At 41.0% G+C, this 22,597-nt stretch carries 20 protein-coding genes and 2 tRNA genes; 16 read left to right on the top strand and 6 right to left on the bottom strand.

The genetic code is table 11. The features are described from left to right. Positions 1-31 precede the first annotated feature (31 nt). The gene (locus L0M98_RS01970) at positions 32-580 is read right to left on the bottom strand and encodes an RNA polymerase sigma-70 factor (protein ID WP_227214744.1); all 549 of its coding nucleotides are present in this window, start codon (positions 578-580) and stop codon (positions 32-34) included. A gap of 355 nt (positions 581-935) precedes the next feature. On the opposite strand from L0M98_RS01970, the gene L0M98_RS01965 reads away from it, so the two are divergent. Then, positions 936-1,391: an SPOR domain-containing protein gene (locus tag L0M98_RS01965; RefSeq protein ID WP_099292534.1), complete on the top strand. Its 456-nt coding sequence runs from the start codon at positions 936-938 to the stop codon at positions 1,389-1,391. A gap of 63 nt (positions 1,392-1,454) precedes the next feature. On the opposite strand, the gene L0M98_RS01960 is transcribed toward L0M98_RS01965, so the two are convergent. From L0M98_RS01960 to L0M98_RS01945, 4 genes are all read right to left on the bottom strand, one after another. Continuing rightward, positions 1,455-4,703, bottom strand: a complete 3,249-nt coding sequence (locus tag L0M98_RS01960) for a S41 family peptidase (protein WP_227214743.1) — start codon at positions 4,701-4,703, stop codon at positions 1,455-1,457. Positions 4,704-4,713: 10 nt separating this feature from the next. Continuing rightward, positions 4,714-5,589 (bottom strand): cell division ATP-binding protein FtsE, encoded by an 876-nt coding sequence (locus L0M98_RS01955; RefSeq protein WP_370645567.1) that lies wholly within the window; start codon positions 5,587-5,589, stop codon positions 4,714-4,716. Between the two features lie 61 nt (positions 5,590-5,650). Continuing rightward, positions 5,651-6,310, bottom strand: coding sequence for a ribulose-phosphate 3-epimerase (gene rpe / locus L0M98_RS01950; protein WP_227214742.1), 660 nt, complete (start codon positions 6,308-6,310; stop codon positions 5,651-5,653). 68 nt (positions 6,311-6,378) lie between these two features. Beyond that, entirely contained in the window at positions 6,379-6,891 is a 513-nt protein-coding gene (locus L0M98_RS01945) for a gamma carbonic anhydrase family protein (RefSeq protein ID WP_227214741.1), read from the bottom strand. A gap of 211 nt (positions 6,892-7,102) precedes the next feature. Between L0M98_RS01945 and L0M98_RS01940 the strand changes: the two genes are divergently transcribed. The 6 genes from L0M98_RS01940 to L0M98_RS01915 all read left to right on the top strand — a co-directional run bounded on the left by L0M98_RS01940 (position 7,103) and on the right by L0M98_RS01915 (position 9,502). Continuing rightward, positions 7,103-7,534 (top strand): Hsp20/alpha crystallin family protein, encoded by a 432-nt coding sequence (locus L0M98_RS01940; protein ID WP_176555073.1) that lies wholly within the window; start codon positions 7,103-7,105, stop codon positions 7,532-7,534. A 133-nt stretch (positions 7,535-7,667) separates the two neighbouring features. Next, a tRNA-Gly gene (locus tag L0M98_RS01935) sits at positions 7,668-7,740 on the top strand. Positions 7,741-7,749: 9 nt separating this feature from the next. Beyond that, positions 7,750-7,822, top strand: a tRNA-Gly gene (locus tag L0M98_RS01930). Positions 7,823-7,980: 158 nt separating this feature from the next. After that, positions 7,981-8,184 (top strand): helix-turn-helix transcriptional regulator, encoded by a 204-nt coding sequence (locus L0M98_RS01925; protein WP_099294559.1) that lies wholly within the window; start codon positions 7,981-7,983, stop codon positions 8,182-8,184. Then, on the top strand, positions 8,181-8,501 hold the full coding sequence (locus tag L0M98_RS01920) for a HipA N-terminal domain-containing protein (RefSeq protein ID WP_227214740.1): 321 nt from the start codon (positions 8,181-8,183) through the stop codon (positions 8,499-8,501). The genes L0M98_RS01925 and L0M98_RS01920 overlap by 4 nt, the downstream gene beginning before the upstream one ends. After that, complete coding sequence (locus L0M98_RS01915) at positions 8,498-9,502, top strand: type II toxin-antitoxin system HipA family toxin (protein WP_227214739.1); 1,005 nt, start codon at positions 8,498-8,500, stop codon at positions 9,500-9,502. Before L0M98_RS01920 ends, L0M98_RS01915 begins: the two co-directional genes overlap by 4 nt. Here the strand turns inward: L0M98_RS01915 and L0M98_RS01910 are convergent. Continuing rightward, positions 9,499-9,801: a Dabb family protein gene (locus L0M98_RS01910; RefSeq protein ID WP_099292527.1), complete on the bottom strand. Its 303-nt coding sequence runs from the start codon at positions 9,799-9,801 to the stop codon at positions 9,499-9,501. The genes L0M98_RS01915 and L0M98_RS01910 overlap by 4 nt on opposite strands. 118 nt (positions 9,802-9,919) lie before the next feature. Between L0M98_RS01910 and L0M98_RS01905 the strand changes: the two genes are divergently transcribed. From L0M98_RS01905 to L0M98_RS01865, 9 genes are all read left to right on the top strand, one after another. After that, positions 9,920-13,369: an AAA family ATPase gene (locus L0M98_RS01905; protein ID WP_227214738.1), complete on the top strand. Its 3,450-nt coding sequence runs from the start codon at positions 9,920-9,922 to the stop codon at positions 13,367-13,369. Continuing rightward, positions 13,366-14,682: an MATE family efflux transporter gene (locus L0M98_RS01900; protein WP_227214737.1), complete on the top strand. Its 1,317-nt coding sequence runs from the start codon at positions 13,366-13,368 to the stop codon at positions 14,680-14,682. The genes L0M98_RS01905 and L0M98_RS01900 overlap by 4 nt, the downstream gene beginning before the upstream one ends. Before the next feature lie 537 nt (positions 14,683-15,219). Continuing rightward, positions 15,220-15,750, top strand: coding sequence for a UpxY family transcription antiterminator (locus tag L0M98_RS01895; RefSeq protein ID WP_186975417.1), 531 nt, complete (start codon positions 15,220-15,222; stop codon positions 15,748-15,750). 74 nt (positions 15,751-15,824) lie between these two features. Next, positions 15,825-16,586, top strand: coding sequence for a hypothetical protein (locus L0M98_RS01890; protein ID WP_227214736.1), 762 nt, complete (start codon positions 15,825-15,827; stop codon positions 16,584-16,586). Between the two features lie 21 nt (positions 16,587-16,607). After that, positions 16,608-17,582, top strand: a complete 975-nt coding sequence (locus L0M98_RS01885) for an SDR family oxidoreductase (protein WP_186975416.1) — start codon at positions 16,608-16,610, stop codon at positions 17,580-17,582. A 9-nt stretch (positions 17,583-17,591) separates the two neighbouring features. Continuing rightward, a complete protein-coding gene (locus L0M98_RS01880; protein ID WP_186975415.1) occupies positions 17,592-18,854 on the top strand; it encodes a nucleotide sugar dehydrogenase in 1,263 nt (420 codons plus the stop codon). Beyond that, the gene (locus L0M98_RS01875) at positions 18,854-20,065 is read left to right on the top strand and encodes a Coenzyme F420 hydrogenase/dehydrogenase, beta subunit C-terminal domain (protein WP_227214735.1); all 1,212 of its coding nucleotides are present in this window, start codon (positions 18,854-18,856) and stop codon (positions 20,063-20,065) included. Before L0M98_RS01880 ends, L0M98_RS01875 begins: the two co-directional genes overlap by 1 nt. After that, positions 20,055-21,104 carry a polysaccharide pyruvyl transferase family protein gene (locus tag L0M98_RS01870; RefSeq protein WP_227214734.1) on the top strand — a complete coding sequence of 350 codons (1,050 nt, stop codon included), beginning with the start codon at positions 20,055-20,057 and terminating at the stop codon, positions 21,102-21,104. The genes L0M98_RS01875 and L0M98_RS01870 overlap by 11 nt, the downstream gene beginning before the upstream one ends. Positions 21,105-21,107: 3 nt before the next feature. Beyond that, positions 21,108-22,583 carry an oligosaccharide flippase family protein gene (locus L0M98_RS01865; protein WP_186975413.1) on the top strand — a complete coding sequence of 492 codons (1,476 nt, stop codon included), beginning with the start codon at positions 21,108-21,110 and terminating at the stop codon, positions 22,581-22,583. Positions 22,584-22,597 lie beyond the last annotated feature (14 nt).

The following is a 22,597-nucleotide window of genomic DNA, read 5'->3' as shown; positions in this document are numbered from 1 at the left end:
AAAGACTTTTTGATTGGCTTATTCATGAAATTCAAATGTATAATAATATAGATAATATGTGCTTCAGTTGTTCTCGCATGTAATGGTTGGCGTTGTTTTTGTGTTTTTTTATCGTGTTGGTGGTGATATTGAGTAAATGGGAGATTTCCTCGTGTGATTTTCCTTGAAGGCTTAATTGATAGACTTCACGACAAGCAGGGGAGAGTTGATTGAATACCGTTTGAATCATCTGGAAAACTTCGGATTCTATAATATTCTCTAGAAAGAAATCGTAATCTTCTTCTTCACGGATGACACGTTCTGCATACCTGTTGGCTATATTTCTGCGGCGTATGGTGTCAACCGAGAAACTACGCACGATTTTGTACAGGTATGCTTTTATGGTATTTTCAGTTTTGAATTCTTGGCGTTTTTCCCAGAGGTTAAGAAAGGCATCTTGAATTACATCTTCAACAGTAGTGTCATCTTCGATGTATTTTGCAGCAAAATAGCGCAATGTTGCGGCATATTTGGTGTATAAATAATGAAATGCTTTATCATTATTTAGATCTAAAGTATTGATATTGAACTCCTCTCTCATACAAATGCCGTATCTTTAAACCAACGATTAATAACACCTATCTTCTTGATTCTTTTATGATAACAAAATCATTAAGATATTTAGGCGTTCTTGCTTGTGAATAAAAATATTAGATAAAAAATAATTTTAAGTAAAAGTTTCCAGATATCTTTTATATTTGTAGTGTTATTAATCGTTGGTTTTTTGAAACTTTTTGGTATAAAGAAATTATACTTTATTTGATTAGCGATACTCGTGAAGGTTTGAGGACGGATAACAGAAAAATATTTCAAAAATGTATCGGAGTGTTGTTATTATCATTAATTTTGCTTTTTCAAAGACAGAAAAAATTGGATAACATTTAAAATTGGGAAAAATGAAAATTATTGTATCTGTAATATTACTGGCATTTATAACTGTCAGTTGCGGTACGAACAAACGTGTGTACGCACCACCTTTCGAGGAGGAGGAAACTGAAAATGTTGTTGTGAAAGAGGATGTGCAAGCCACAACCCAAACTACGACCACCAAGAAAGAGAACACGAAACCGGTTGTTTCGAAAGAGGAGAAGGTAACCATGACGCACGGGGATGTTTTGAAACGTTATAACGTGATAGTGGGAAGTTTTGGAGATCAAAATAACGCTATCAATTTGCGGAATAAACTGAACGGAATGGGATATACCAGTATCATTATGCGGAACGAAGCCGGAATGAGTCGGGTGAGTATTGCCGGATTTGACGAGGAGGCTCCCGCTCGGGCTGAATTGTTGCGGATTCGTGAGCAATACCCGGAATTCGCGGATGCTTGGTTGTTGATTTCTAAAAAGTAGTAATACCCCTATAAAAAGAGTGGCGGAGAAGATTCCCCGCCACTTTTTTTATTTATAAGCATGTCATTTAATTTGTTTCAACAAATCTTTCACGGCAGCTTCAACTTGTAAATCACGTCCTTGCATTGCACTTGCAGGATCATTAGACACTTTAATGTCCGGTTCCAGTTGCATGTTTTCGAGAATGCGACCTTGGTTATCTTTCATACCCACCTGTGGAATACCGAATGTGACATTATTGATCATGGTTTCCCACCACACGGCAGTCATTGTTCCCGGGACAGGCATACCGATCAGTTTACCCAATCCCAGTTCTTTGTAAGCCCACGGGAATCCATGCGCGTTACTGTAATTGCTTTCGCTAATCAGCACGGCTGAAGGTTTTGTCCATTGTGCGAACGGATCGATACCGATAAATTGTCCGCGGGGAACAAATTCCGCGTATTGTTTACCACTTAACAGATGCAGCAAATCCTCGTGCAACCAGCCGCCCCCGTTATACCGGGTGTCGATGATAACCGCTTTCCGGTTCCGGTAGCGACCTAATAATTCAGAATATGTTTTCCGGAAACTGCGACTATCCATAGAGGCAACGTGAATGTAACCGATTTGCCCGTTTGACAGGCTGTCCACCATGTGTTGGCGCTGTTTCACCCACCGTTGATACAATAATTGATTCAACATGCCGGCGGAAATAGGTTTCACGTATTCTTCCCACTCTTTTTTCTTTATCGGGTCGTAGATAGTTAGCATCGTGCGTTTTCCTGCTTTGCCTTCCAGTAAAGCGAAGTAATCTTCACCCTTCTTGATATCCTGATTGTCAATCTTCCGGATGATCATGCCTGCCGTAATCTTGTCCCCGGATAAATCCAGTGGTCCCCGTTCAATAATTTCGCTGATTTTTAAACCGTCACCGTTGAACTGCTGGTCGAAGAATACACCGAAGTTAGCCGTAGCCGCACGATTTGAACGGGCGTAATACCGGGCACCCGTGTGCGAGGCGTTCAATTCTCCCAGCATCTCACCCAAAAGTTCGGCAAAATCATAATCATTGTTGATATGCGGCAGAAAACGTTCGTAGGCTTTTTTATAAAATGGCCAATCAACTCCTTTGAAGTCTTTATCATAGAATTTATCTGTCACTTGCTGCCACACGTGATTATACAGACTTGCACGTTCTTCTGTCGGTTTCCACTCGAAATCAGCCTTGTAATTCAATTGTTTCAGTTGCCCGTTGCTTTGATTTACCGTGAAAATCTGTCCGCCGGATAATAAATAAAGGGTACGCCCGTCTTTCGACAGTTCTAATGCTCCGCGGCGTCCCGTTTTTGATAAGATGCGGGTCGTGTTATTCTCGAAATCGTGCACCCATAAATCGTGACCACCTTCAAATGCAGCCAGATAGTACAGCTTGTTTCCGTCATTGGATAATATGGCATCCCCTAAGTTGGAGGAGTGAATTGTCATACGAATCATCCGGTCTTCCAAGTTTTGCAAGTTGAAATTCAGTTCAGGAAGGGCGGGGGATTCTTTGCTTTTCTTCGTGTCTTTGCCTTGTTTATCGTTTTTCTTCAAGGTATCGGCCTTTTCTTTTTTAGCTTGTTGGGCTTTCAGTTCTTGAGCCAATGCCCGTTCTTCCTTGCTCATGATGAAATGGTCATAAGCATCGGTATCCAAGAAAAGCCCGTAGATATCACCTTGTGCTCCCCAGCTGCCGTGGCTGCGTAAACCTTGGCGGTCAGTGTACCAGATAATAGCTTTGCCACCCATCACCCAACGGGGATTGGCATCGGTGTAACCACTATTCGTCAGATTATGTATTTCTCCTTTGCCATCCGCTTTCACGAGGGCGATGTCCGGGTGTTGCCAACCACCTTCCTCGAAGAATTGTGCCAGAATCCAACGCCCGTCCGGTGACCATTCAAAGGATTGATCCCCGTCGGCGTAAGAATAATTGTATTTAGCCGGTAAAACGGTTCTCGATTTTTTACTTTTTAAATCAAGTACCTTGATTTCGGTTCTGTTTTCGAGATAGGCAACTTCTTTCCCGTCCGGGGAGAATTGAGGCTGAAAACAAGCCTGTCCGCCTTTCGTGAGTTGTTCTTCTTCAATTTCACGAGCGTAAACAAAAGATTGGTCATCAGCGTTTTTGATACGGGAAATGTAGAGATTCCATTGTCCGTCACGTTCGGATGCGTACACGAGGGAACGTCCGTCCGGCGAGAAATTCACGTTGCGCTCTTGGGCGGCAGTGTTCGTGATGCGTTTGGTGGTACCGAATTCAGCGTTGGCAACAAAAATATCACCGCGGATGACAACGGCAAATTCTTTCCCGTTCGGGGATACGGCAACTTCTCTCGCTCCGTTGGACCAACTCATTTTACTGACAGCCGGGACGGGGTCGTCCATCACGATATTGACGTTCACTTTTTTGGGTTGTTTGCCGGGAGTCATGGTATAGATTTCCCCGTCAAAGAAGAAACACAATACATCTTCATTCGAGCGGGTAAGGAAACGAACCGGGTGTTTGGTGAATTTCGTTACTTGTTCTATTGTTCGCGGGTTGTCTAAAGACATTTTGCACACGTTGAAACTACCGTAACGTTCACTTAGGAAATACAGCGTGTTATCGTTTGTCGCCAACACGGGATTACGGTCTTCTACCTGTTTGTTTGTCAGGTTTTTAAATTCTCCGTTTTTCAAATCATACTCCCAAATGTCGCGGCACACGGAAGAAGTATGGTGCTTTCTCCATTCGTCCTCGTATCCTTTCAAGTCATGGTAGTACATTTTATTACCATCTTTCGAGAAACAGATATCGTAGGCTTCAAAAGTCAATACCTGTTTCGGACGACCTCCGGTCACGGGTACTGAATATACTTGTCCTCCCGATGGGAATTGCCCGTATTTTTGATCCGGTAAAAGGGAGCCGCGGAAAAGAATATTTTTCCCGTCATTCGTGAAACATTCCGGGGTAGCACTGCCGGAAAACGTCGTCAGACGGGTAGGGGTTCCGCCATTTACCGGTACCGTGTAAAGATCCATCCCCCCGTCACGTCCGGAAGTGAACGCGATAGTTTTGCTATCCGGCGACCATATCGGATGATAGTCATAGCCGGGATGGGTTGTCAACTGTGTAGCTTTACCTCCGGCTGCGTCTACAAGGAAAATATCTCCTTTGTAGCAGAAAGCGATTGTCTTTCCGTCGGGTGCTATGGACGGGTAACGCATCCATAGAGGATGTTCCTGTGCGGACAAGTTTGAAAATAACAGCAAACTTGTCCAAATCAGAATAAGTTTAATAAAATTCATATTTAACAGATTAAATTAATTCAAACCCAACGATATCCGAATCGTTGTCATCATCTTTTTTCTTGTCCTTTTCGGGGGTCTTTTCCGGTTCGTTTATAACCTCGGCATCAATACTTACTTCTACTTTTATCTCCATTTCAGTTTCCGTTTCTTCGATTTCGGTAAGGATTTCTGTTTCTGTTTCTGTTTCCGGTATTATGACAGGGGGAAGGGCAAAAGAAAAATCTTCGTGCAATGTTCCGTTTTCACACCGGAAGACTCGTCCGGGGAAGTGATGGATTAAATCGTATTGATGCGTGGCGATGATTACCGTTTTTCCGCTATCACAGATGTCTTTCAAGAGTTCTACCAATTGGTAGGCTGTTTCCGGATCAATATTACCTGTCGGCTCGTCGGCTAGAATGATGGGAGGGGCGTTAAGTAATGCCCGGGCAAGAACTACGCGTTGTTGTTCCCCGCCGGACAATTGGTGAGGGAATTTATCCCGTTTGTCGGGCAAACCGACTTTTTCCAACACTTCATTAATTCTTTCGCGAATCGCTTTCCTGTCTTTCCATCCCGTGGCTTTTAGAACAAACTCCAAATTGGCGTAAACATTCCTGTCGGTCAGTAACTTGAAGTCCTGAAACACGATACCGCATTTGCGGCGCAAATAAGCAACCTGTGACTTTTTTAATTTATTCAATTTGTAGCCCGCTATTTCACCATTACCGTATTTCAAGGGGAGTTCGGCATACAGAGTTTTTAGTAAGGACGTTTTTCCACTACCTACTCTACCTACCAGATACACGAATTCCCCTTCGGCAATCTCTAACGAGACTTCTTTCAATATGGTATTTTGTTGTTGGCGGATGACCGCGTTTTCAAGTTTTATGATTGCTTCCACGTTGTAATTTTAGATTTATGATTTACGATTTATGATGCATTTTGTAATCTAAAATCTGCAATCAAGAAATCGTTAATTCTTTCAGTCCTTTGATATTTGCCATCGGATCAGGGGAGTTGAAAATGAAACTTCCCGCTACCAAAGCATCTGCGCCTGCATCTACCAGACGTTGTCCGGTTTCGAAGTTTACACCGCCATCAATTTCGATTAAAGTTTTCGCACCTGTTTCCCGGATTAATTTCTTTAATTTAATGACTTTATTGATGGTTTCCTCGATAAAACTCTGGCCACCGAAACCGGGGTTTACGCTCATGAGTAATACCACGTCGATATCCCAGATGACATCCTCCAGAAGCATAACGGGGGTGTGGGGATTAAGGGAAACTCCTGCTTTCATTCCCTGTGCTTTTATCTGTTGAATTGTCCGGTGGAGGTGGGTACAGGCTTCATAATGCACGGTTAAAATATCGGCTCCGGCTTTCTGGAATGCTTCCACGTATCTTTCGGGTTGCACGATCATCAAATGTACATCCAGAGGTTTTTGGGCTGCTTTCTTGATTTGAGCCACTACCGGAAGACCGTACGAGATGTTCGGCACGAAAACGCCGTCCATAATATCCAGATGAAACCAATCGGCTTCACTTTGATTTACCATTTCAATATCTTTGGAAAGATGCAGAAAATCTGCAGATAATAACGAGGGAGAAACAATAACGCTCATTTTTTGAAATTTAGAATTTAAAATTTAGAATGGAGAATCTTTCATTTTCAATTCTCCATTTTCAATTATTATTTGTACCAGCTGGCATACATAGCGTAGGAGTTGACAATGCGCTCCACTTCATTATGTAATAATTCCGGTCCCATTTGTTTGAGTTTTTTGGCAGGAGCACCCGCGTATACCCATCCGGATTCAACTACAGTTCCTTTGGTAACCACGCTTCCGGCTGCCACGATTGAGTTGCTTTCGATAATAGCGTTGTCCAGCACGATGGCGCCCATTCCGATAAGTACGTTATCGTGGATCGTGCACCCGTGTACAACCGCGTTATGAGCGATAGATACGTTATTTCCTATATTGGTCGGGGATTTCTGGTAAGTAGCGTGTATTGTCGCGTTATCCTGAATATTGACGTTATTTCCTATTTTTATATAGTGTACATCGCCTCTTAAAACAGCACCGTACCATACACTGCAATCGTCGCCCATTTCTACTTCACCGATAATGGCGGCATTTTCTGCCAAGAAACAATTTTTCCCGAATCTCGGGGTGTGTCCGTTTAGTTCTCTAATAATTGCCATAATTTAATTGAAAAATTGAAAACTGAAGATTGAAAATGATATCAATATTCAATTTTACGGTTCATAACTTTTTTGACGAGTCGAAATTACTAAATATACGGCAGAAAACAAGTCACCGGACGGATTATTACGTATTCTTTTTGAAACCGGATGCTCGAGGAAGACGTATAATGGCATATAATTTCTAAACTAAATAACAGGAGAATTATTTATGAGTATCGTAAAAAGAAACAATGATTTAAGGCCTTTCTATTCATCTTTACTGGATGATTTTATATGGCCTTACGGGGAGACGACAGAGCAGAGGAGGTTACCGGCTCTTAACGTGAAGGAGAACGAGAAAACTTTGACATTGGATCTTCAAGTTCCGGGAATGAACAAGGATGACATTAAGTTGGAGTACAAGGACGGTTATTTGACGATTTCGTGCGAGAAGAGGGAGGAGAAAGAGGAGAAGGATAAAGATCAAAAATTTCTGAGAAAAGAATTTTCTTCCGTTTCTTTTCATCGTACGGTAGAGCTGCCCGAAGACAAGTATAACGTGGGGAAGGCTGAAGCTTCGTACAAGGATGGTATTCTGGAAATTACAATGCCGAAGAACGAGGAGAAGAGTAAAATAAGCAGAACGATTCAGGTTAAGTAGATAATTAGTACGTGGAGTTTTGACCGATTTCTCTAAAAAAAATCGGTCATTTTTTTTTGCTTTTAGAAAAAAGGTATTACTTTTGCATCGCAATCGAGGAACACCTCACGAGAGTTCTGAAGTTAGTTTGAATGCGAAAATAGCTCAGTTGGTAGAGCATAACCTTGCCAAGGTTAGGGTCGCGGGTTCGAGTCCCGTTTTTCGCTCACTTTCATGCGAAAGTAGCTCAGTTGGTAGAGCACGACCTTCCCAAGGTCGGGGTCGCGGGTTCGAGCCCCGTTTTTCGCTCCCCCGAAAAGAGAGATTCGAAATTAGTTTGAATCTCTCTTTTTTTTTATTCTGTTTCGGGGTGCAGGAGCGTGTTCGGGTGAAATATAATGCACTATTCGTTTGTTTTGTCAAATAAAAATATTATTTTTGTTGGTAAAAGGCAAAATAATGCACCTATGATTTTTTATTCAATTATAAAAGAACGTCGGGCTTTGTTGGGATTGACTCAGCAAGATTTGGCAGATTATTCCGGAGTAAGCCTGCGGATAATCAAAAGTATAGAAACAGGCAAAGGCAATCCTTCTGTTCGTACGCTGACTAAAATCGCGGATACACTGGGGTTGGAATTATTACTGAAAGTGAAGGAGGTAATTAAATGAGACAAGCGGAAGTTTACGCTAATGGTGTGTTGGCCGGAACGTTGACGGAAACAGAGCATGGAGTATATATTTTTCGTTATGATGATTCGTTCTTGCTCGACAAGGAGCAAACAGCAATCAGTCTGTCATTTCCGAAAAGTCAACGTGAATTTTTGTCGAAAGAACTTTTTCCGTTCTTTTATAATATGCTTTCGGAGGGGACAAATAAAGCCATCCAATGTCAGACTCTGAAAATTGACGAGAACGATGCTTTCGGGTTATTATTAGCAACGGCTCACACTGACACGATAGGGGCCATAACGGTAAAAAAGATATGATAAAGATTGAAGTTTGTCCCGGCAATTTGATTCCGGGGTTCGACACGTATAGCCCTGCTTGTCGGAAAAATCTATTTAACGGGAAAAAGGTTTCACCCGTGCTGGATTTCAATTATGATGCGGATTGCTTGGATGTTGCCGAAAGCATTAATCAAATATCCGTATCGGGAGTGCAAGAGAAACTTTCGGCTATTGTGGAGAATGGGAAAATTATACTTACCCCGACCGGACAGCAGGGGCGATATATAATTAAGCCTATGCCGAACTACAAGTATCTGCGTTTTCGTAACTTTATTCCTGCCAATGAACACTTGACCATGCAAATAGCCAAGCAAGTCTACAAGATAAATGTTGCCGAAAACGGACTACTCTTTTTTGCAAACGGGGATGCGGCATATATTACCAAGCGTTTTGACTTTGATATTAATGGTAATAAAATCAAGCAGGAAGATTTTTCATCATTGGCACAAAAAACAACTTTCACTCATGGCAAGGATTACAAATACACGGGAAGCTACGAGGATGTAGCTACACTATTGAAAGCCAACGTGTCGGCGTGGCAGGTGGAAATGAGCAAGTTATTTACACTCCTTATATTTAACTATCTGTTTGCCAATGGCGATGCTCATTTGAAAAACTTTTCATTGCAACAATCTGCTAACGGTGACTACCTATTATCTCCCGCTTATGACTTGATGAATACATCCATTCACGTGCGGGACGAGGATTTTGCACTGCAAGGTGGTCTGATGCCGGAAAGTGAACATTCTGAGGTTTACCACAATAGCGGTTACCCGTGCAAAGAAGATTTTATCACATTTGCCAACCGGACAGGTGTATTACCTAAAAAACGGGATGCAATTATCAAGATGTTCTCGGATAATAATCCACTAATTGATAAGTTGATAGACCGTTCGTTTTTGGACGATAAAATCAAGCGAATGTATAGACGTTCCTATCAGGAACGTCTGAGCAGGTTCTTGAGGCAGAGTGTAATTTAATCGGTAAAATCCACGAAAACCCGGCTTTCACGGATCTTTTTACAATAATCGCTTACTTTCACGTGTTCCGGGTGGACTTTGTAGCGGGCGAGTGCATCAGCGTCTTCAAAGGTAGAGATAAGAACGGCATCGTATGCCATATCGGAATTTTTCTCGTTGATACCGACTTGCAGCGATTTGATTTCCGGAACGATGCCTACGAGTCTTTCCAGACTTTCTTTCATGATGATCGCATTTTCCACTTTTGTTTTTCCTTCGGCAAACTCCTTGAGTTTCCACATGACGATATGTTTTAGCATACTTTTTGATTTTAAATAAAACGATGCAAAAATAGTCTTTTGTCAAAAATAAAGCTAATTTTGGAAGCGAAGAGAAGCGGAGGGGATGACAGAGTAATAAAAATATAAATAAACGATTATGGCAGGGAAAGCAAAAAGCACAAAAGTGTCGAAAAATCAAGCTGCTACAGATATAAATTTTAAATTCAAAAGTATTCGCACGAGTTGTAGCGGGAGCATTGATTTCGCCGGGAACAAGCGTTATCGCACTGTTTTCCGGTTGAACGAGGTGGAGAGGTTGTACGTGGATACGGAAATAATAAATAAACAATTTGATGAAAAGGCATGGGACGCGGAGATTGTTGCCGCTCTCGTGTATATGAACGGGGAGCAACCTGTGCTCGTGGCGCAAAAGGGGGGAAAGGTTACCATTCCGGAGGCGGAACCTGTTTTCCGGTTTTCGACCGATTTCTCTGTTGAAGATTTTACCGGTTTTACTCTTAAAGAGGGTGTTTACCGGGTGCAAATGATTATCAACGGGCAGGCGGGCTTGTCCGATGAAATACATTTGTTGGAATCGCACGATCTGTATCGTGATTATTTCCAATTATTGGATATCGGTTTGGATAAATGCGTGGAGGAGGCTCCCGATGTACAACGACCTCATTCGTTTCGGGCTTTTGCCGGGGAAGGGTTGACAGACGTGCGTTTCTATCTCGTGGCGGAGAATTTCTTGTCCAGCGAATGGACGTATGAATTCATGATAAATATTTTTGACTCGAGCGGGATGTTGAAGGCGAATCGGGTAGCTAAAGGAAATTACTATATCCCGAACCGGGAGGGAAAGCGTTTGCTTTGTTTCGCCTTGGATCTGGGAGCCGGGCTGGAGAATTTCTGGGAGGAAGGAGAATACCGGGTAGAAGTATCGTGCTTCGATCAACCCGTGATTCAACTGGAGTTTGCCATCGGAGAACAGGATGTGCCCTATAATTTCGCCGACGAAATAGCCGCGGTGAACGGTCAGGTGCACGAGGCGGCGGGTATGTCGTCAACACCCCAAGATAAGGAGGAGGCACTGTCCCGTTTGTACCAACTGGTCGGGTTACGTAAGGTAAAAGAAGAAATTACCCGTGTTTACGAGTTGGCGGAGTTCGTGAAGATGCGGCAGGAGAACGGCTTCAGTGATAAACTTCCTCTGATGAACATGATCTTTATGGGTAACCCGGGAACCGGTAAACACACGGTTGCCGGGATCGTGGGAGAGATTCTCTACCATTCGGGTGTTTTGGCGAACGGGAAAATACATCAATATAAACGGGAGGATTTTTCCCGGCCGGGGATGGCGGTGGAAGAACAATTAATTCGGGAAGCCATCGCGAAGAGTACGGGTGGAATCCTTTACATAGAGGATGCTGACGAATTGTACCCGACGAATGACCCGAACGATCCGGCGATGCGTATTTTTACCGTGTTGTTGGGAATACTGGAACAGGAACAACCGCCTCTGGTGGTGGTCATGGCGGGTGACGGGATGCCTTTGCAGGCTATTTCCGATGGAATCCCGGGTATGAAGAAATGTTTCCCTTACCAGTTTATCTTTGACGATTATTCGGCGGAGGAATTGATGGAGATTACCCGCCAGATGCTGGAGAAAAGGCAATTCAAGTTTACGCCGGAGGCGGAGAACAAATTCTTTAATATGCTGAAGGATTGCTGTACCGTGAAAGAGTCGGGATTCGATAACGGCAGGTTTATAGAGGAACGATTGAACGATGCCGCGAACCGGATGGCAAAGCGCTTGATGTCGAATCACAAGGGTACTCGCTCGAAAGAGGATATGATGTTGCTCAAGGTAGAGGATATCGAAACCCTCGAGCAGCCCGATCCGAATAAATCGGTAGACGCGTTTAACGAGATGATCGGCTCGAAGGAATTGAAAAACAGCTTGATCAGCTATATCAATTATATTTATTTTATCCGGGAAAGACAGAAACACGGTTATGCCGATGTGATTCCGCCTCTACACATGTTGTTTACCGGGAACCGGGGAACGGGAAAAACTACCGTGGCACGTATGCTCGGGGAGATATTCGAGTCCGCGGGGATATTGCAAACGTCCATGGTAACGGTCAGGAGCAGGGGGGAACTTATCGGCGACGGTTCTATTCCGCCTCAACAGATTGCCATGTACGTGTTTGAACAGGCGAGGGGTGGTATCCTTTTCTTGGAAGACGCTCATACATTATTCCAAGACAGCGCGGGAGCTTCGGCATTAAGCGTTATTTTCGGGCAATTGTCGCCCGCGGATAACGGGGATACCATCGTGATATTGAGTGGCGATCCGGATGAAATGGACAAGGCGCTTGCCGGGAACCCGAGAGTGAAGACGCTTTTCCCGTATCACTTCCATTTTGCCGATTACACGCCGGAAGAGTTGCTGGAAATAGCCGTCCAGAAGATAACCGAGAAGAATTACACTTTGCACCCGAAGGCGAAAGAGGCATTCCATGCTTTGGTCACACAGGTATGCAAAGAACATGATAAATATTTCGGGAATGCTCTATTTGTCGATAAGATGGTGGATAAAGCCATTCACAACCTGTCTGCCCGCACCATGAAGATCAGAAAAGAGAGGGAACTTACCCGGAAAGAGATCACGACGTTGATGGCAGCGGATATACCCACTGCAACTTCCGAGCTTCCCAATTCCTACAAGGATACTTTTGACGAGAAGTCAATCACCGCGGCCTTGAAGGATTTGGATCACATGATAGGACAAGAGAAGCTTAAAAAACAGATTCATGATTTCGTGGATCTGGCTCGTCATTACAATCAACAAGGGATCAAGCTAAATACCCGTCTGTCCCTGCAATGGTGTTTTACCGGTAATTCCGGTATGGGGAAGGGAACGGTTGCACGTATTATCGCCCGTATTTATAAGGCCATGGGAATTATAGACAAGAGCGAGGTGACCAGCTTTAAGGTGGAACGTTTGATCGGGTTGACGGAGGAGGATGCCGTGCAGAGTATCGGTGTTGCCTTGTTGCAATCCAAAGGGGGACTGTTCTTCTTCGACGAGGATTCCAGTAGCCTGAATGAAATCTCCGGCTTCCGGGATCGGGTAAGGGCTATACTCGTGAACCAGTTGGCGACTCAACCGGGGGCTTATAACGTGATTTACGCCAAACAGGACCCACCCCGCCAGATTATTAACGACGAGGTGGAGAAGGTTTCCGACATGATTAATATTCTTGTTTTCGAGGACTACACGGAGGAGGAGTTAATGGAAATACTCAAACGGGATCTGGCGACGGACAATACCCGTATGACCCGGACGGCACAACAGCATATGGCTCAGTTTATTTCCTATATCGTGAACAACAAGAAACGAAGTCACGCGAGTGCCCGTTTGATAAAACTGGTCGCGGAAATGATGATTCGTAACCGAATACAACGTTTGGCAAAGAATGGAAAGATTAATGGTACGGAGCATACTTATTCGATTGTAAAGCAGGACGTGGAGATGTTCACCCCGCAAATGTTGGATAGTATGATTTCGGAACGGCAGACAATCGGGTACAAGCAATGAATCGTAGAATACTTCGTCTTGCTATTCCTTCTATCGTGTCAAATATCACCGTTCCTTTGTTGGGATTGGTGGACGTGACGATCGTGGGGCATTTGGGGGCTACCGCCTTTATCGGTGCTATCGCGGTGGGGGGATTATTGTTTAATATTTTGTACTGGAATTTCGGTTTTCTGCGGATGGGAACCAGTGGACTGACCTCACAGGCATACGGGCGAAAAGACCAAGACGCGGAAACGCGGGTTCTCGTGCAGGCGGTGAGCGTGGGACTGATTTCCGCCATGCTGATGCTGATTCTTCAATATCCCATAGAACGCTTGGCTTTCAGGTTATTGGACACGAGTGCAGAAGTAGAACGATACGCTGTTACTTATTTTCGGATATGCATTTGGGGGGCACCTGCCGTGCTGGCACAATACGGATTCACGGGGTGGTTTATCGGGATGCAAAATTCCCGCTACCCGATGTATATCGCTATCGTGATGAACGTGATCAATATCTTGTGCAGCGCGTGTCTGGTTTTCGTGTTCGGGATGAAAGTCGAGGGGGTGGCGTTGGGAACAGTGATAGCCCAGTACAGCGGGATATTTATGGCTGCCGGACTTTGGTGGTTTAATTTTAAGGAGTTACGACCTCTTATCAAATTCAAGGGGAGTCTTCAGTTGTTTGCCATGCGCAGATTCTTTGCCGTGAACCGGGATATTTTCCTGCGTACCTTGTGCCTGATCGGGGTAACTACATTTTTCACTTCCACGGGAGCAAGACAGGGGGATGTGATTCTGGCTGTCAATACTTTGTTAATGCAGTTGTTTACCTTATTCTCCTATATCATGGATGGCTTTGCTTACGCGGGAGAGGCTCTTGCCGGACGTTACGTGGGGGCTTGTGATCTTCGCCGATTGCGACAGGCTGTACGGGCTTTATTCGGCTGGGGCGTGGGATTATCCTTGGTGTTTACCGTTTTATATGTAGTCGGGGGAGAAGGTTTTCTTGCTTTGCTCACGAATGACGGGGAAGTGATTCAAACGGCAAGCCATTATTTTTACTGGGTTCTGGCAATTCCCTTGGCAGGATTTGCCGCTTTTCTATGGGACGGTATTTTGATAGGAGCCACGGCTACCCGATACATGTTGTGGGCGATGTTGGTTGCTGCCGGGGCTTTCTTCCTTATATATTATACCTGTTCCGGGGCCACGAACAATCACATGTTATGGCTTTCGTTTCTTGTTTATCTGGCTTTACGGGGAATCATGCAGACCGTATGGAGCCGCCGGATATTCTCGGAGGGGTATTTGCAGAAGATGAAGGACTCGTAGTATATCTTTTCGCCATACTAAGTCTATCGATACTTAACCTCAAGTTCGAAGCATGAACGAATCATGAACGTAGCATAGACGTAAATTTGCGTTTATGCTATATTTATGATGTGTATATGCAGGATTTTTGTGGTTAGGCAATGATTGTGCAATGATCATTCAAATGTTTACAAGAATGTGTCGTATCTATTTGATACTTTGTTATTTCATAATTCAATTTGTGAATTAATAAATGATCGTTTAATGCGCTGCAAATATACATCATTTTTATTTTCCGCAAATATTTCCAGTGACATTTTTTATTTCTCGTAATTAAGTGATTATGTTTTTGTGAATTTTGTTAGTGAGCAAATATTGTTAATGCCATAAAACGATGGTTTGTTGATATGAAATATCGTTTATCAAAACAGCTTTCGTGCGTCTATAATATATAACACTGTTTAAGTGGGGCGCATGAAACACATGGCAATAAGTCAGGACCGGTAATAGGGTTAGTGCGCGAAGCGCGTCCGGTCGGCTGATAGAATAAACAATTACATGATCGAGGATAAGAAATTGCATTGGTATGTCGCTTACACGCGAGTGAACCAAGAATTGGTGATCAAAAAGAAATTGGATGAATTGGGAATCGAGAATTTTCTCCCACGTGAGGAGCAAGTTCGTGATACCCCGTTTGGTCGGAAAACGATTCGTGTCCTTTTGATTCACGGTATGATTTTTATCCGTACGGATAAAGTGACGAGTTTCTCCTTACTCAACGAGTATTCCTTGAATATTGTTTACTTGAAGGATATCGAAGGTCGCCATTCCTTGATCGTTCCCGACAAGCAGATGGAAGATTTCATGTTTTTGTTGGATTTTTCTGCCGCCGGAATCGAGGTATTGAATAAAGACTTGAAGCGAGGTGATCGGATTCGAGTGATTAAAGGTCCGTTAGTGGGGTTGGAAGGAGAGCTGGTGCGTTTGCGAGGTCACAAGCGGGTGGTAATCCGCTTGGATGGTGTTGCATCGATTGCCACGTCTTATATCCCGGGTTCATTCCTTGAAAAAATAGAGAGAAACAATTAATTTAAGATTTATGAATTACGATTTATGATTAAAAAAGAGTCAAGAAGTACAATTAAAATCATAAATCTAAAATCGTGAATCAAGAAATAGAGATGGAAAAAGGTTTATTTCACGAGTTGTACAAGCAACTGGACAGTCTTGATTTCCGGTTGTATTCCCCGGCATTATTGTCCGGTTTGTTACACGGTTACCTGACGGTGTACTCTATGGTACGGGTATACCCGTGGTTGGAGAATGATTTCGGCACTCCCGGTGCTATCCACGAGCGAGCGAAATCGATAGTTCACTTGTACCCGGGACAGTTGAACGGTGATGTTCCCGTGGATACCCGTGCCGGTTACGCGGCGGACAAGATGGATGTCTACCAGTTGTACTCGGACTTGGGTTACTTGAAAAACGGTTTGGACGCGGCGTACCGGATACTGTCGGCACGGGGGAACGGCAGGATTGCGTTGCCTTGTCGGACACCGAATATTTGCCGGATGCTATGTAATTGTTATTATTTTGCCGGAGATGAGGCGTGTGGGGAACTTGCAGGGCACTTGGTCACGGAGGCCTTGGGATATATTCGAGGTGGTGCTCGTGGTGTGTTGTTGTCTTGGTGGGATGCTATTTGCTTGTATGATGACGTGGTTGGGGCGATGATGTTGCCCAAGGAAGATTATAAACGTTTGGAGGAAGAACGGGCTCGTTTGCGGGTTAGCGTGGAGCGTGAGGAGGATAAAAGAATCGAGTGCTTCCGGCAAGCGGGGCAGGACGCGGATTTTGGTTTGGTATCGGAGGTTTTTGCGATTTTGGCAAAGCGGGAGTTTAATTTATCTAATATAAATAGATAATACTTTTTTAGTCTTATAAAAATGAGAAAAATATTGGTTACGGGTGGAGCCGGTTTTATTGGTTCTAACCTTTGCGAAGCGTTACTTGAACATGGGGACGAGGTTGTATGTTTGGATAATTTTGCAACGGGGCATATTGAGAATCTGTTACCTCTAATTGAAAGATACCCGAAAACGTTCAAGTTGATTGTTGGTGATATTCGGGAATTAGAGGATTGTCAAAAGGCTATTGTCGGGGTAGAGTATGTTTTGCACGAGGCGGCGTTAGGATCAGTACCTCGGAGTATAAAGGATCCTGTTACCTCAAATGCCGTAAACGTGAGTGGTTTTTTGAATATGTTGGTTGCTGCACGGGATGCAGGAGTTAAACGTTTCGTTTTTGCGGCAAGTTCTTCTACTTATGGAGATAGTCAAGTCCTTCCAAAAGTCGAAGATAATATTGGTAAACCCTTGTCTCCATATGCGATAACAAAGTACGTTGACGAGCTTTATGCGGATGTTTTTGCTCGGACGTATGAGATGGAGTATATCGGATTACGCTATTTTAATGTTTTTGGTCGACGGCAAGACCCTAATGGAGCTTATGCTGCAGTTATTCCTTTGTTCGTGAAAAAATTAATGAAATACGAAAGTCCAGTAATTAATGGTGACGGAGAATATAGCAGGGATTTCACTTATGTGGATAACGTGATACAGATGAATATGTTAGCATTGACGACGAAGAATCCTGATGCGGTTAATCAGATTTATAATACGGCATATGGTGAGCGAACTACGTTAAACCAATTGGTTGATTACTTGAAAGAATATTTAAGTGAATATGATCAAGAAATTGCAAATGTTGAAATTTTGCATGGACCTAATCGTTTGGGGGATATTCCTCACTCTTTGGCTTCTATTCATAAGGCTAAACAATTGCTTGATTATAATCCAAAGTTTAATATGAAAAAAGGGCTTAAGGAAGCCGTGAAGTGGTATTGGAATAATTTGAAATAGGAACATAATATGGATATTAAAATTGCAGTAATAGGTCTTGGGTACGTGGGACTTCCATTGGCACGTTTATTTTCCACAAGATATAAAACAATTGGTTTTGATATGAATCAAGCCAGGGTAGATGCATTAATGGAGGGACATGATGTAACCTTAGAAGTATCAGATGAACTTCTTCAAAATGCTTTAAAAAATGGTTTTACATGCACGACTAATATTGAAGATATACGGGATTGTAATTTTTATGTGGTGGCTGTTCCGACTCCGGTAGATATGAATAACAACCCGGATTTGAAGCCGCTTTATGGAGCTAGTACAATAGTTGGTGAGGTGATAAAGGAAGGTGATATCGTGGTTTACGAGTCAACTGTTTATCCGGGGGTGACGGAGAATGAATGTATTCCGGTTGTGGAAAACGTTTCTGGATTGAAATTTAACAAGGACTTCTTTGCGGGATATAGCCCGGAACGCATAAATCCTGGAGATAAACTTCACACGGTAGAAAAAATCAAGAAAGTTACTTCAGGCTCCACGCCTGAAGTTGGGAAGTTGATAAACGACGTGTATAGTTCGGTGATTATGGCTGGTACTCATTTGGCTCCTTCAATAAAAGTTGCAGAGGCTGCAAAGGTGATCGAAAACTCACAACGTGATATTAATATCGCTTTTGTAAACGAATTGTCAAAGATTTTTAATAAATTGGGAATAGACACTCAAGATGTATTGGAAGCTGCTAGCACGAAATGGAATTTTTTACCGTTTAAACCGGGTTTAGTAGGGGGACATTGTATAGGGGTTGACCCGTATTATTTGGCTCAGTGCGCTCAACGACTTGGTTACAATCCTGAAATTATTTTAGCGGGGCGCCGTATGAATGATGGGATGGGAGAATATGTGGCAAATGAAGTGATCAAATTGATGTTGAAGAAAGGTATTCATGTATTAGGTTCCAAAATATTGATATTAGGATTTACGTTCAAAGAGAATTGTCCTGATGTGAGAAACACGAAAGTGATAGACATTTATAAAACATTGAAAGAATATAATTTGGATATCATGGTGTATGATCCTTGGGCGAATCCAGCTATAGTGGAACAGGAGTATGGTATAGAGTTGACGAACGAGTTACCGTCACAAAAAGTGGATGCTTTAATTTTTGCGGTTGCTCATGATGAGTTTAGAACATTGGATATTAATTCATTTGTGAGAAAAAAATGTGTGATTTACGATGTAAAACAAGTTATGGACAGAACACTAATTGATGGTCGATTATAATGAAATACCCAGAATTAGCACATAAAAAAGAATGTACGGGGTGTATGGCATGTGTTGATTCATGTCGTTTTGGTGCTTTAACCTCTTGTGTAGGTACTGATGGGCATTTGTATCCATTTGTGAACGTAAAGTTGTGTGTAAAGTGTGGGGCATGTAGTGCATCGTGTCCTATTATTACAAAATCTTATTTGAAAAAGAACGAATATGTGGTAAAACCATATGGAGCATGGTCTAATGATTTACCTCAACGTTTATTAAGCGCATCTGGTGGAATATTTGCTGCGCTTGCCAATAAATTTCTTTTAGAGGGAGGCTGTGTAGTGGGGGCAATTATAGATGGTTTTGTAGTAAAATATGTTCTGCTTGAAAAATTAGAAGATTTACATTTTTTGCAAGGCTCAAAGTATCAGCAAGGGGATCTTTCTGGTATTTACATTCGGGTTAAGGAAAAGTTGAATAAAGGTGTAAAAGTACTTTTTTCTGGAGTAACATGTCAGATTGGAGGATTATTCGCTTTTCTTAAAAAGCGTTATGAAAATTTGTATACGGTAGATATAATATGTGCGGGTTTTCCATCTTTATTGCCTATGCGTCAATTTATAAAAGAGAATTCAAATGTTGTAGGAATAAAAAGTTTTAGAGATAAAGATTTGGGATGGAAGAGTAAAAACTTTAAATATGCACTAAAAGGGTATGGCTTAAATAAGCAAATTACAGATTTTGGGTATAAAAATTTACCAATCTTGGCGTTTAGTTCTGGGCTTACAAATAGATATTCATGTTATGCTTGTAAATTTGCACGACAAAATAGATTATCTGATTTGACAATTGGAGATTTATGGGGAGATGAGAATTTTAAAGATGAGCATAATAATGGTATATCTTTAGTTGTAATTCGCAGTGAAAGGGGACAAAAGTTAATAGAAAATTCTAATATTACTTTTCATGAAATATCTTGGCAAGAAGCTCTTAATGCAAATACTAGGTTGATTCATGGAAGAAGTTTTTTGAATTTTAATATTTTTAGAAAATATATGGAGTTTGTGTATAAATATAGTTCGTATCAATCACTAATGAATTTATACCAAGGAAGAGGTTTTATGGGATTGATATATAGAATGAATATTGTTATTGGGCATAAGGCTACATTTTTGTGGACGAAGGTATGTGTAAAACGATTTTTGAATAGTCTGAAAAATTATGAAGGTTAATTTGTTAACTATACATTATTCTTTAAATTATGGTGCATTGTTACAGACGTATGCAACAGTTAAAGTATTACAGCTTTTGGGGTGTGAAGTTACATTAATTGACTTTGTTGATAGAAATGATATTAAAGAGCGAGTAAGAATTAAATCATTAATTACTAATGGAGTGAGGTGGTTAAAATTTTGTCTTTTTAAAAGGTCGTTTTATCCTCGCTTAACAAAGAGAATGTATTCGTTTGATTTTTCTTTATTGCCAGAGGTTGATTGTTATATTTCTGGTAGTGATCAAATATGGAATCCTAAAATTGTTGGAGATAAGTTGCTGACATATATGTTTGCATCTTTGAAGCCTAATGTGAAGCGAATTTCTTATGCGTCAAGTTTCGGTCTAAATAAATGGGATATAGTACATAATAATGATGTAAAACAGGCACTTGATAATTATTCAGCTATATCTGTACGAGAAGATTCAGGAGTGGAGATATGTAAAAATGAGTTTGGGATAGAAGCAACACAAGTATTGGATCCGACTTTATTGTTCGGAGATTACAGTGAATTGATAGAAAATGTCAAGCTCAAAGAGCGAATTGTGTGTTTCAAGTTTATTCAAGATGATAATTTTTTTCATTGTTTAGATTGTTTAGAGGCTGATTTTAAATTGAAATCAATAATAATGTCGGCATTTAGTCCTAAAATGTTTTTTGATAAATATAGACATTGTTATAACCCATCTCCGCGTAAATGGTTGAAAAATATTGCATCTGCAAGATTCGTTTTAACTGATTCATTTCACGGGTTGGCTTTTGCTATTATTTTTAATAAAGATTTTATAGTTCTTCCTGGGCATCAAGATCGTACAACAAGATTATCTTCCTTATTGGATATTTTAGGATTATCGGAGCGTTTGGTACTGGATTCTAATGATTTTGAATTAAGAAAGAAGAGTCTATATAAAAAGATTGATTATGAAAGAGTTAATGCGCTGTTATCTCAAGCGAGAAGTGATTCTTTGGCTTATTTAAAGAATGCTTTATTTAATTAGTTCATGAGTACTAATAATTTTGATAAAACGATTAAAGGTTTATCTGCTCAAACAATTGTAACAATATTATCAGGAATAATTGAAATACTTGTTTTTTCAATTATGTCAAGGATTTTGTCTAAAGCAGATTTTGGGTATTATGCGGCATTAAATAGTATTTTTGTAATATTTCAATCCTTATCAGAAGCTGGAATTGGAGCGGCAATTATACAAAAGAAAGAGATTACAAATAATTATATTAATACAGCTTTTAGTTTAGCTTTTCTTTTAGGAACTTTTTTTACCCTGTTGTTATTGTTGTTGTCTAATTTAATATCGTCAACTATAATTGATAAGTCATTAGAATTTCCTCTTGTTTTAGTGTCAATGACATTGATTCCATTTTCTATCAATAGCATTGCGCGTTCATTAATGATGCGGGAGTTAGATTTTTTCAAATATGGAATAATTAAGCTTGTTGCCTATATAGTTAGTGCTATTGTTGCAATTATTTATGCGTTTAATGGAGGTGGATTTTATGCATTTATTCTATTAAATTTTATTAATGTTCTTTTGTTGATGATTTTGTCTTTCTATTTTTCTCGTTATCGTCCAAAATTTGTGATAAAGATTGGTAATGTGAGAAGTATTGTAAACTTTGGAGGTTGGTTGACTTTATCTAGATTGATATTTAGTTTTTATAGGCAGATTGATAAGTTAATGCTTTCGAAATACGGGAGTATTATCGTACTAGGTGAGTTTTATAGAACTAAAGGTTTTTTAGACTCTATAATAAATCAATTTGAATCTATTTTTGATACGACTTTATTTCCGATCTTGTCAAAAGGGCAGGACTCGTCAATATTTATTCGTTCTGCTTTTATAAAATCAATATCATTAGTTGGTTCTGTTTTTATGTCATTGTTTATGTTGTTTTTCTTCAATGCAGAACTGATTATTACGATATTCTTGGGTGATAAATGGTTAGATCAGGCATTGACAATGAGAATATTGTCATGTGTAATTTTATTTAGTATATATTCTCGGATAACAGATTGTTTTATCCGAAGTTTGGCTTATGTCAAATTTTATTTTTGTACGTGTGTATTATCTTGCGTATTGTCATTTGTTGTTTTTTATTATGTGATTGATTGGGGAATAGAATGGATTGCAGCTGCTGTTGTACTGATTAGCTTTGTGATTTTTTTAATTAAACTATGTTATCTCGCTTATAAAGTTGATATAACTATAATTGTAATATTCAAGTCGATCTTTAAATCGATGAAATATTCTATTCCTTATTTGATGTTAGGTACTTTATTTTTATTTTATTTCAATCACAATATTGGGGAAAGAATTGTTTTTGTATTTCTTTTTAGTCTTATGTTGATTTTTACATATCTTTTCTTACCACGTTTTGTTGGAGAGGTGTATTATAATCAATTGTATCCTATTGTAAGGAAATATATTAATGTATTGAAGATGTTTAAGGTGGAGTAGCTAAATTTATCTTG

Origin of the sequence: Butyricimonas sp. DFI.6.44 (assembly GCF_022132345.1) — a bacterium.
Classification (GTDB): Bacteria; Bacteroidota; Bacteroidia; order Bacteroidales; family Marinifilaceae; genus Butyricimonas; species Butyricimonas muris.
Note: the sequence above shows the minus strand (reverse complement) of the source record. Positions and strands in the feature narration are given on the sequence as shown.

Excerpts from the sequence above, each read along its gene's own strand:
- L0M98_RS01970 (WP_227214744.1), bottom strand. The coding sequence starts at position 580 with ATGAGAGAGGAGTTCAATATCAATACTTTAGATCTAAATAATGATAAA.
- L0M98_RS01965 (WP_099292534.1), top strand. The coding sequence starts at position 936 with ATGAAAATTATTGTATCTGTAATATTACTGGCATTTATAACTGTCAGT.
- L0M98_RS01960 (WP_227214743.1), bottom strand. The coding sequence starts at position 4,703 with ATGAATTTTATTAAACTTATTCTGATTTGGACAAGTTTGCTGTTATTT.
- rpe (WP_227214742.1), bottom strand. The coding sequence starts at position 6,310 with ATGAGCGTTATTGTTTCTCCCTCGTTATTATCTGCAGATTTTCTGCAT.
- L0M98_RS01945 (WP_227214741.1), bottom strand. The coding sequence starts at position 6,891 with ATGGCAATTATTAGAGAACTAAACGGACACACCCCGAGATTCGGGAAA.
- L0M98_RS01940 (WP_176555073.1), top strand. The coding sequence starts at position 7,103 with ATGAGTATCGTAAAAAGAAACAATGATTTAAGGCCTTTCTATTCATCT.
- L0M98_RS01925 (WP_099294559.1), top strand. The coding sequence starts at position 7,981 with ATGATTTTTTATTCAATTATAAAAGAACGTCGGGCTTTGTTGGGATTG.
- L0M98_RS01920 (WP_227214740.1), top strand. The coding sequence starts at position 8,181 with ATGAGACAAGCGGAAGTTTACGCTAATGGTGTGTTGGCCGGAACGTTG.
- L0M98_RS01915 (WP_227214739.1), top strand. The coding sequence starts at position 8,498 with ATGATAAAGATTGAAGTTTGTCCCGGCAATTTGATTCCGGGGTTCGAC.
- L0M98_RS01910 (WP_099292527.1), bottom strand. The coding sequence starts at position 9,801 with ATGCTAAAACATATCGTCATGTGGAAACTCAAGGAGTTTGCCGAAGGA.
- L0M98_RS01905 (WP_227214738.1), top strand. The coding sequence starts at position 9,920 with ATGGCAGGGAAAGCAAAAAGCACAAAAGTGTCGAAAAATCAAGCTGCT.
- L0M98_RS01900 (WP_227214737.1), top strand. The coding sequence starts at position 13,366 with ATGAATCGTAGAATACTTCGTCTTGCTATTCCTTCTATCGTGTCAAAT.
- L0M98_RS01895 (WP_186975417.1), top strand. The coding sequence starts at position 15,220 with ATGATCGAGGATAAGAAATTGCATTGGTATGTCGCTTACACGCGAGTG.
- L0M98_RS01885 (WP_186975416.1), top strand. The coding sequence starts at position 16,608 with ATGAGAAAAATATTGGTTACGGGTGGAGCCGGTTTTATTGGTTCTAAC.
- L0M98_RS01880 (WP_186975415.1), top strand. The coding sequence starts at position 17,592 with ATGGATATTAAAATTGCAGTAATAGGTCTTGGGTACGTGGGACTTCCA.
- L0M98_RS01875 (WP_227214735.1), top strand. The coding sequence starts at position 18,854 with ATGAAATACCCAGAATTAGCACATAAAAAAGAATGTACGGGGTGTATG.
- L0M98_RS01870 (WP_227214734.1), top strand. The coding sequence starts at position 20,055 with ATGAAGGTTAATTTGTTAACTATACATTATTCTTTAAATTATGGTGCA.
- L0M98_RS01865 (WP_186975413.1), top strand. The coding sequence starts at position 21,108 with ATGAGTACTAATAATTTTGATAAAACGATTAAAGGTTTATCTGCTCAA.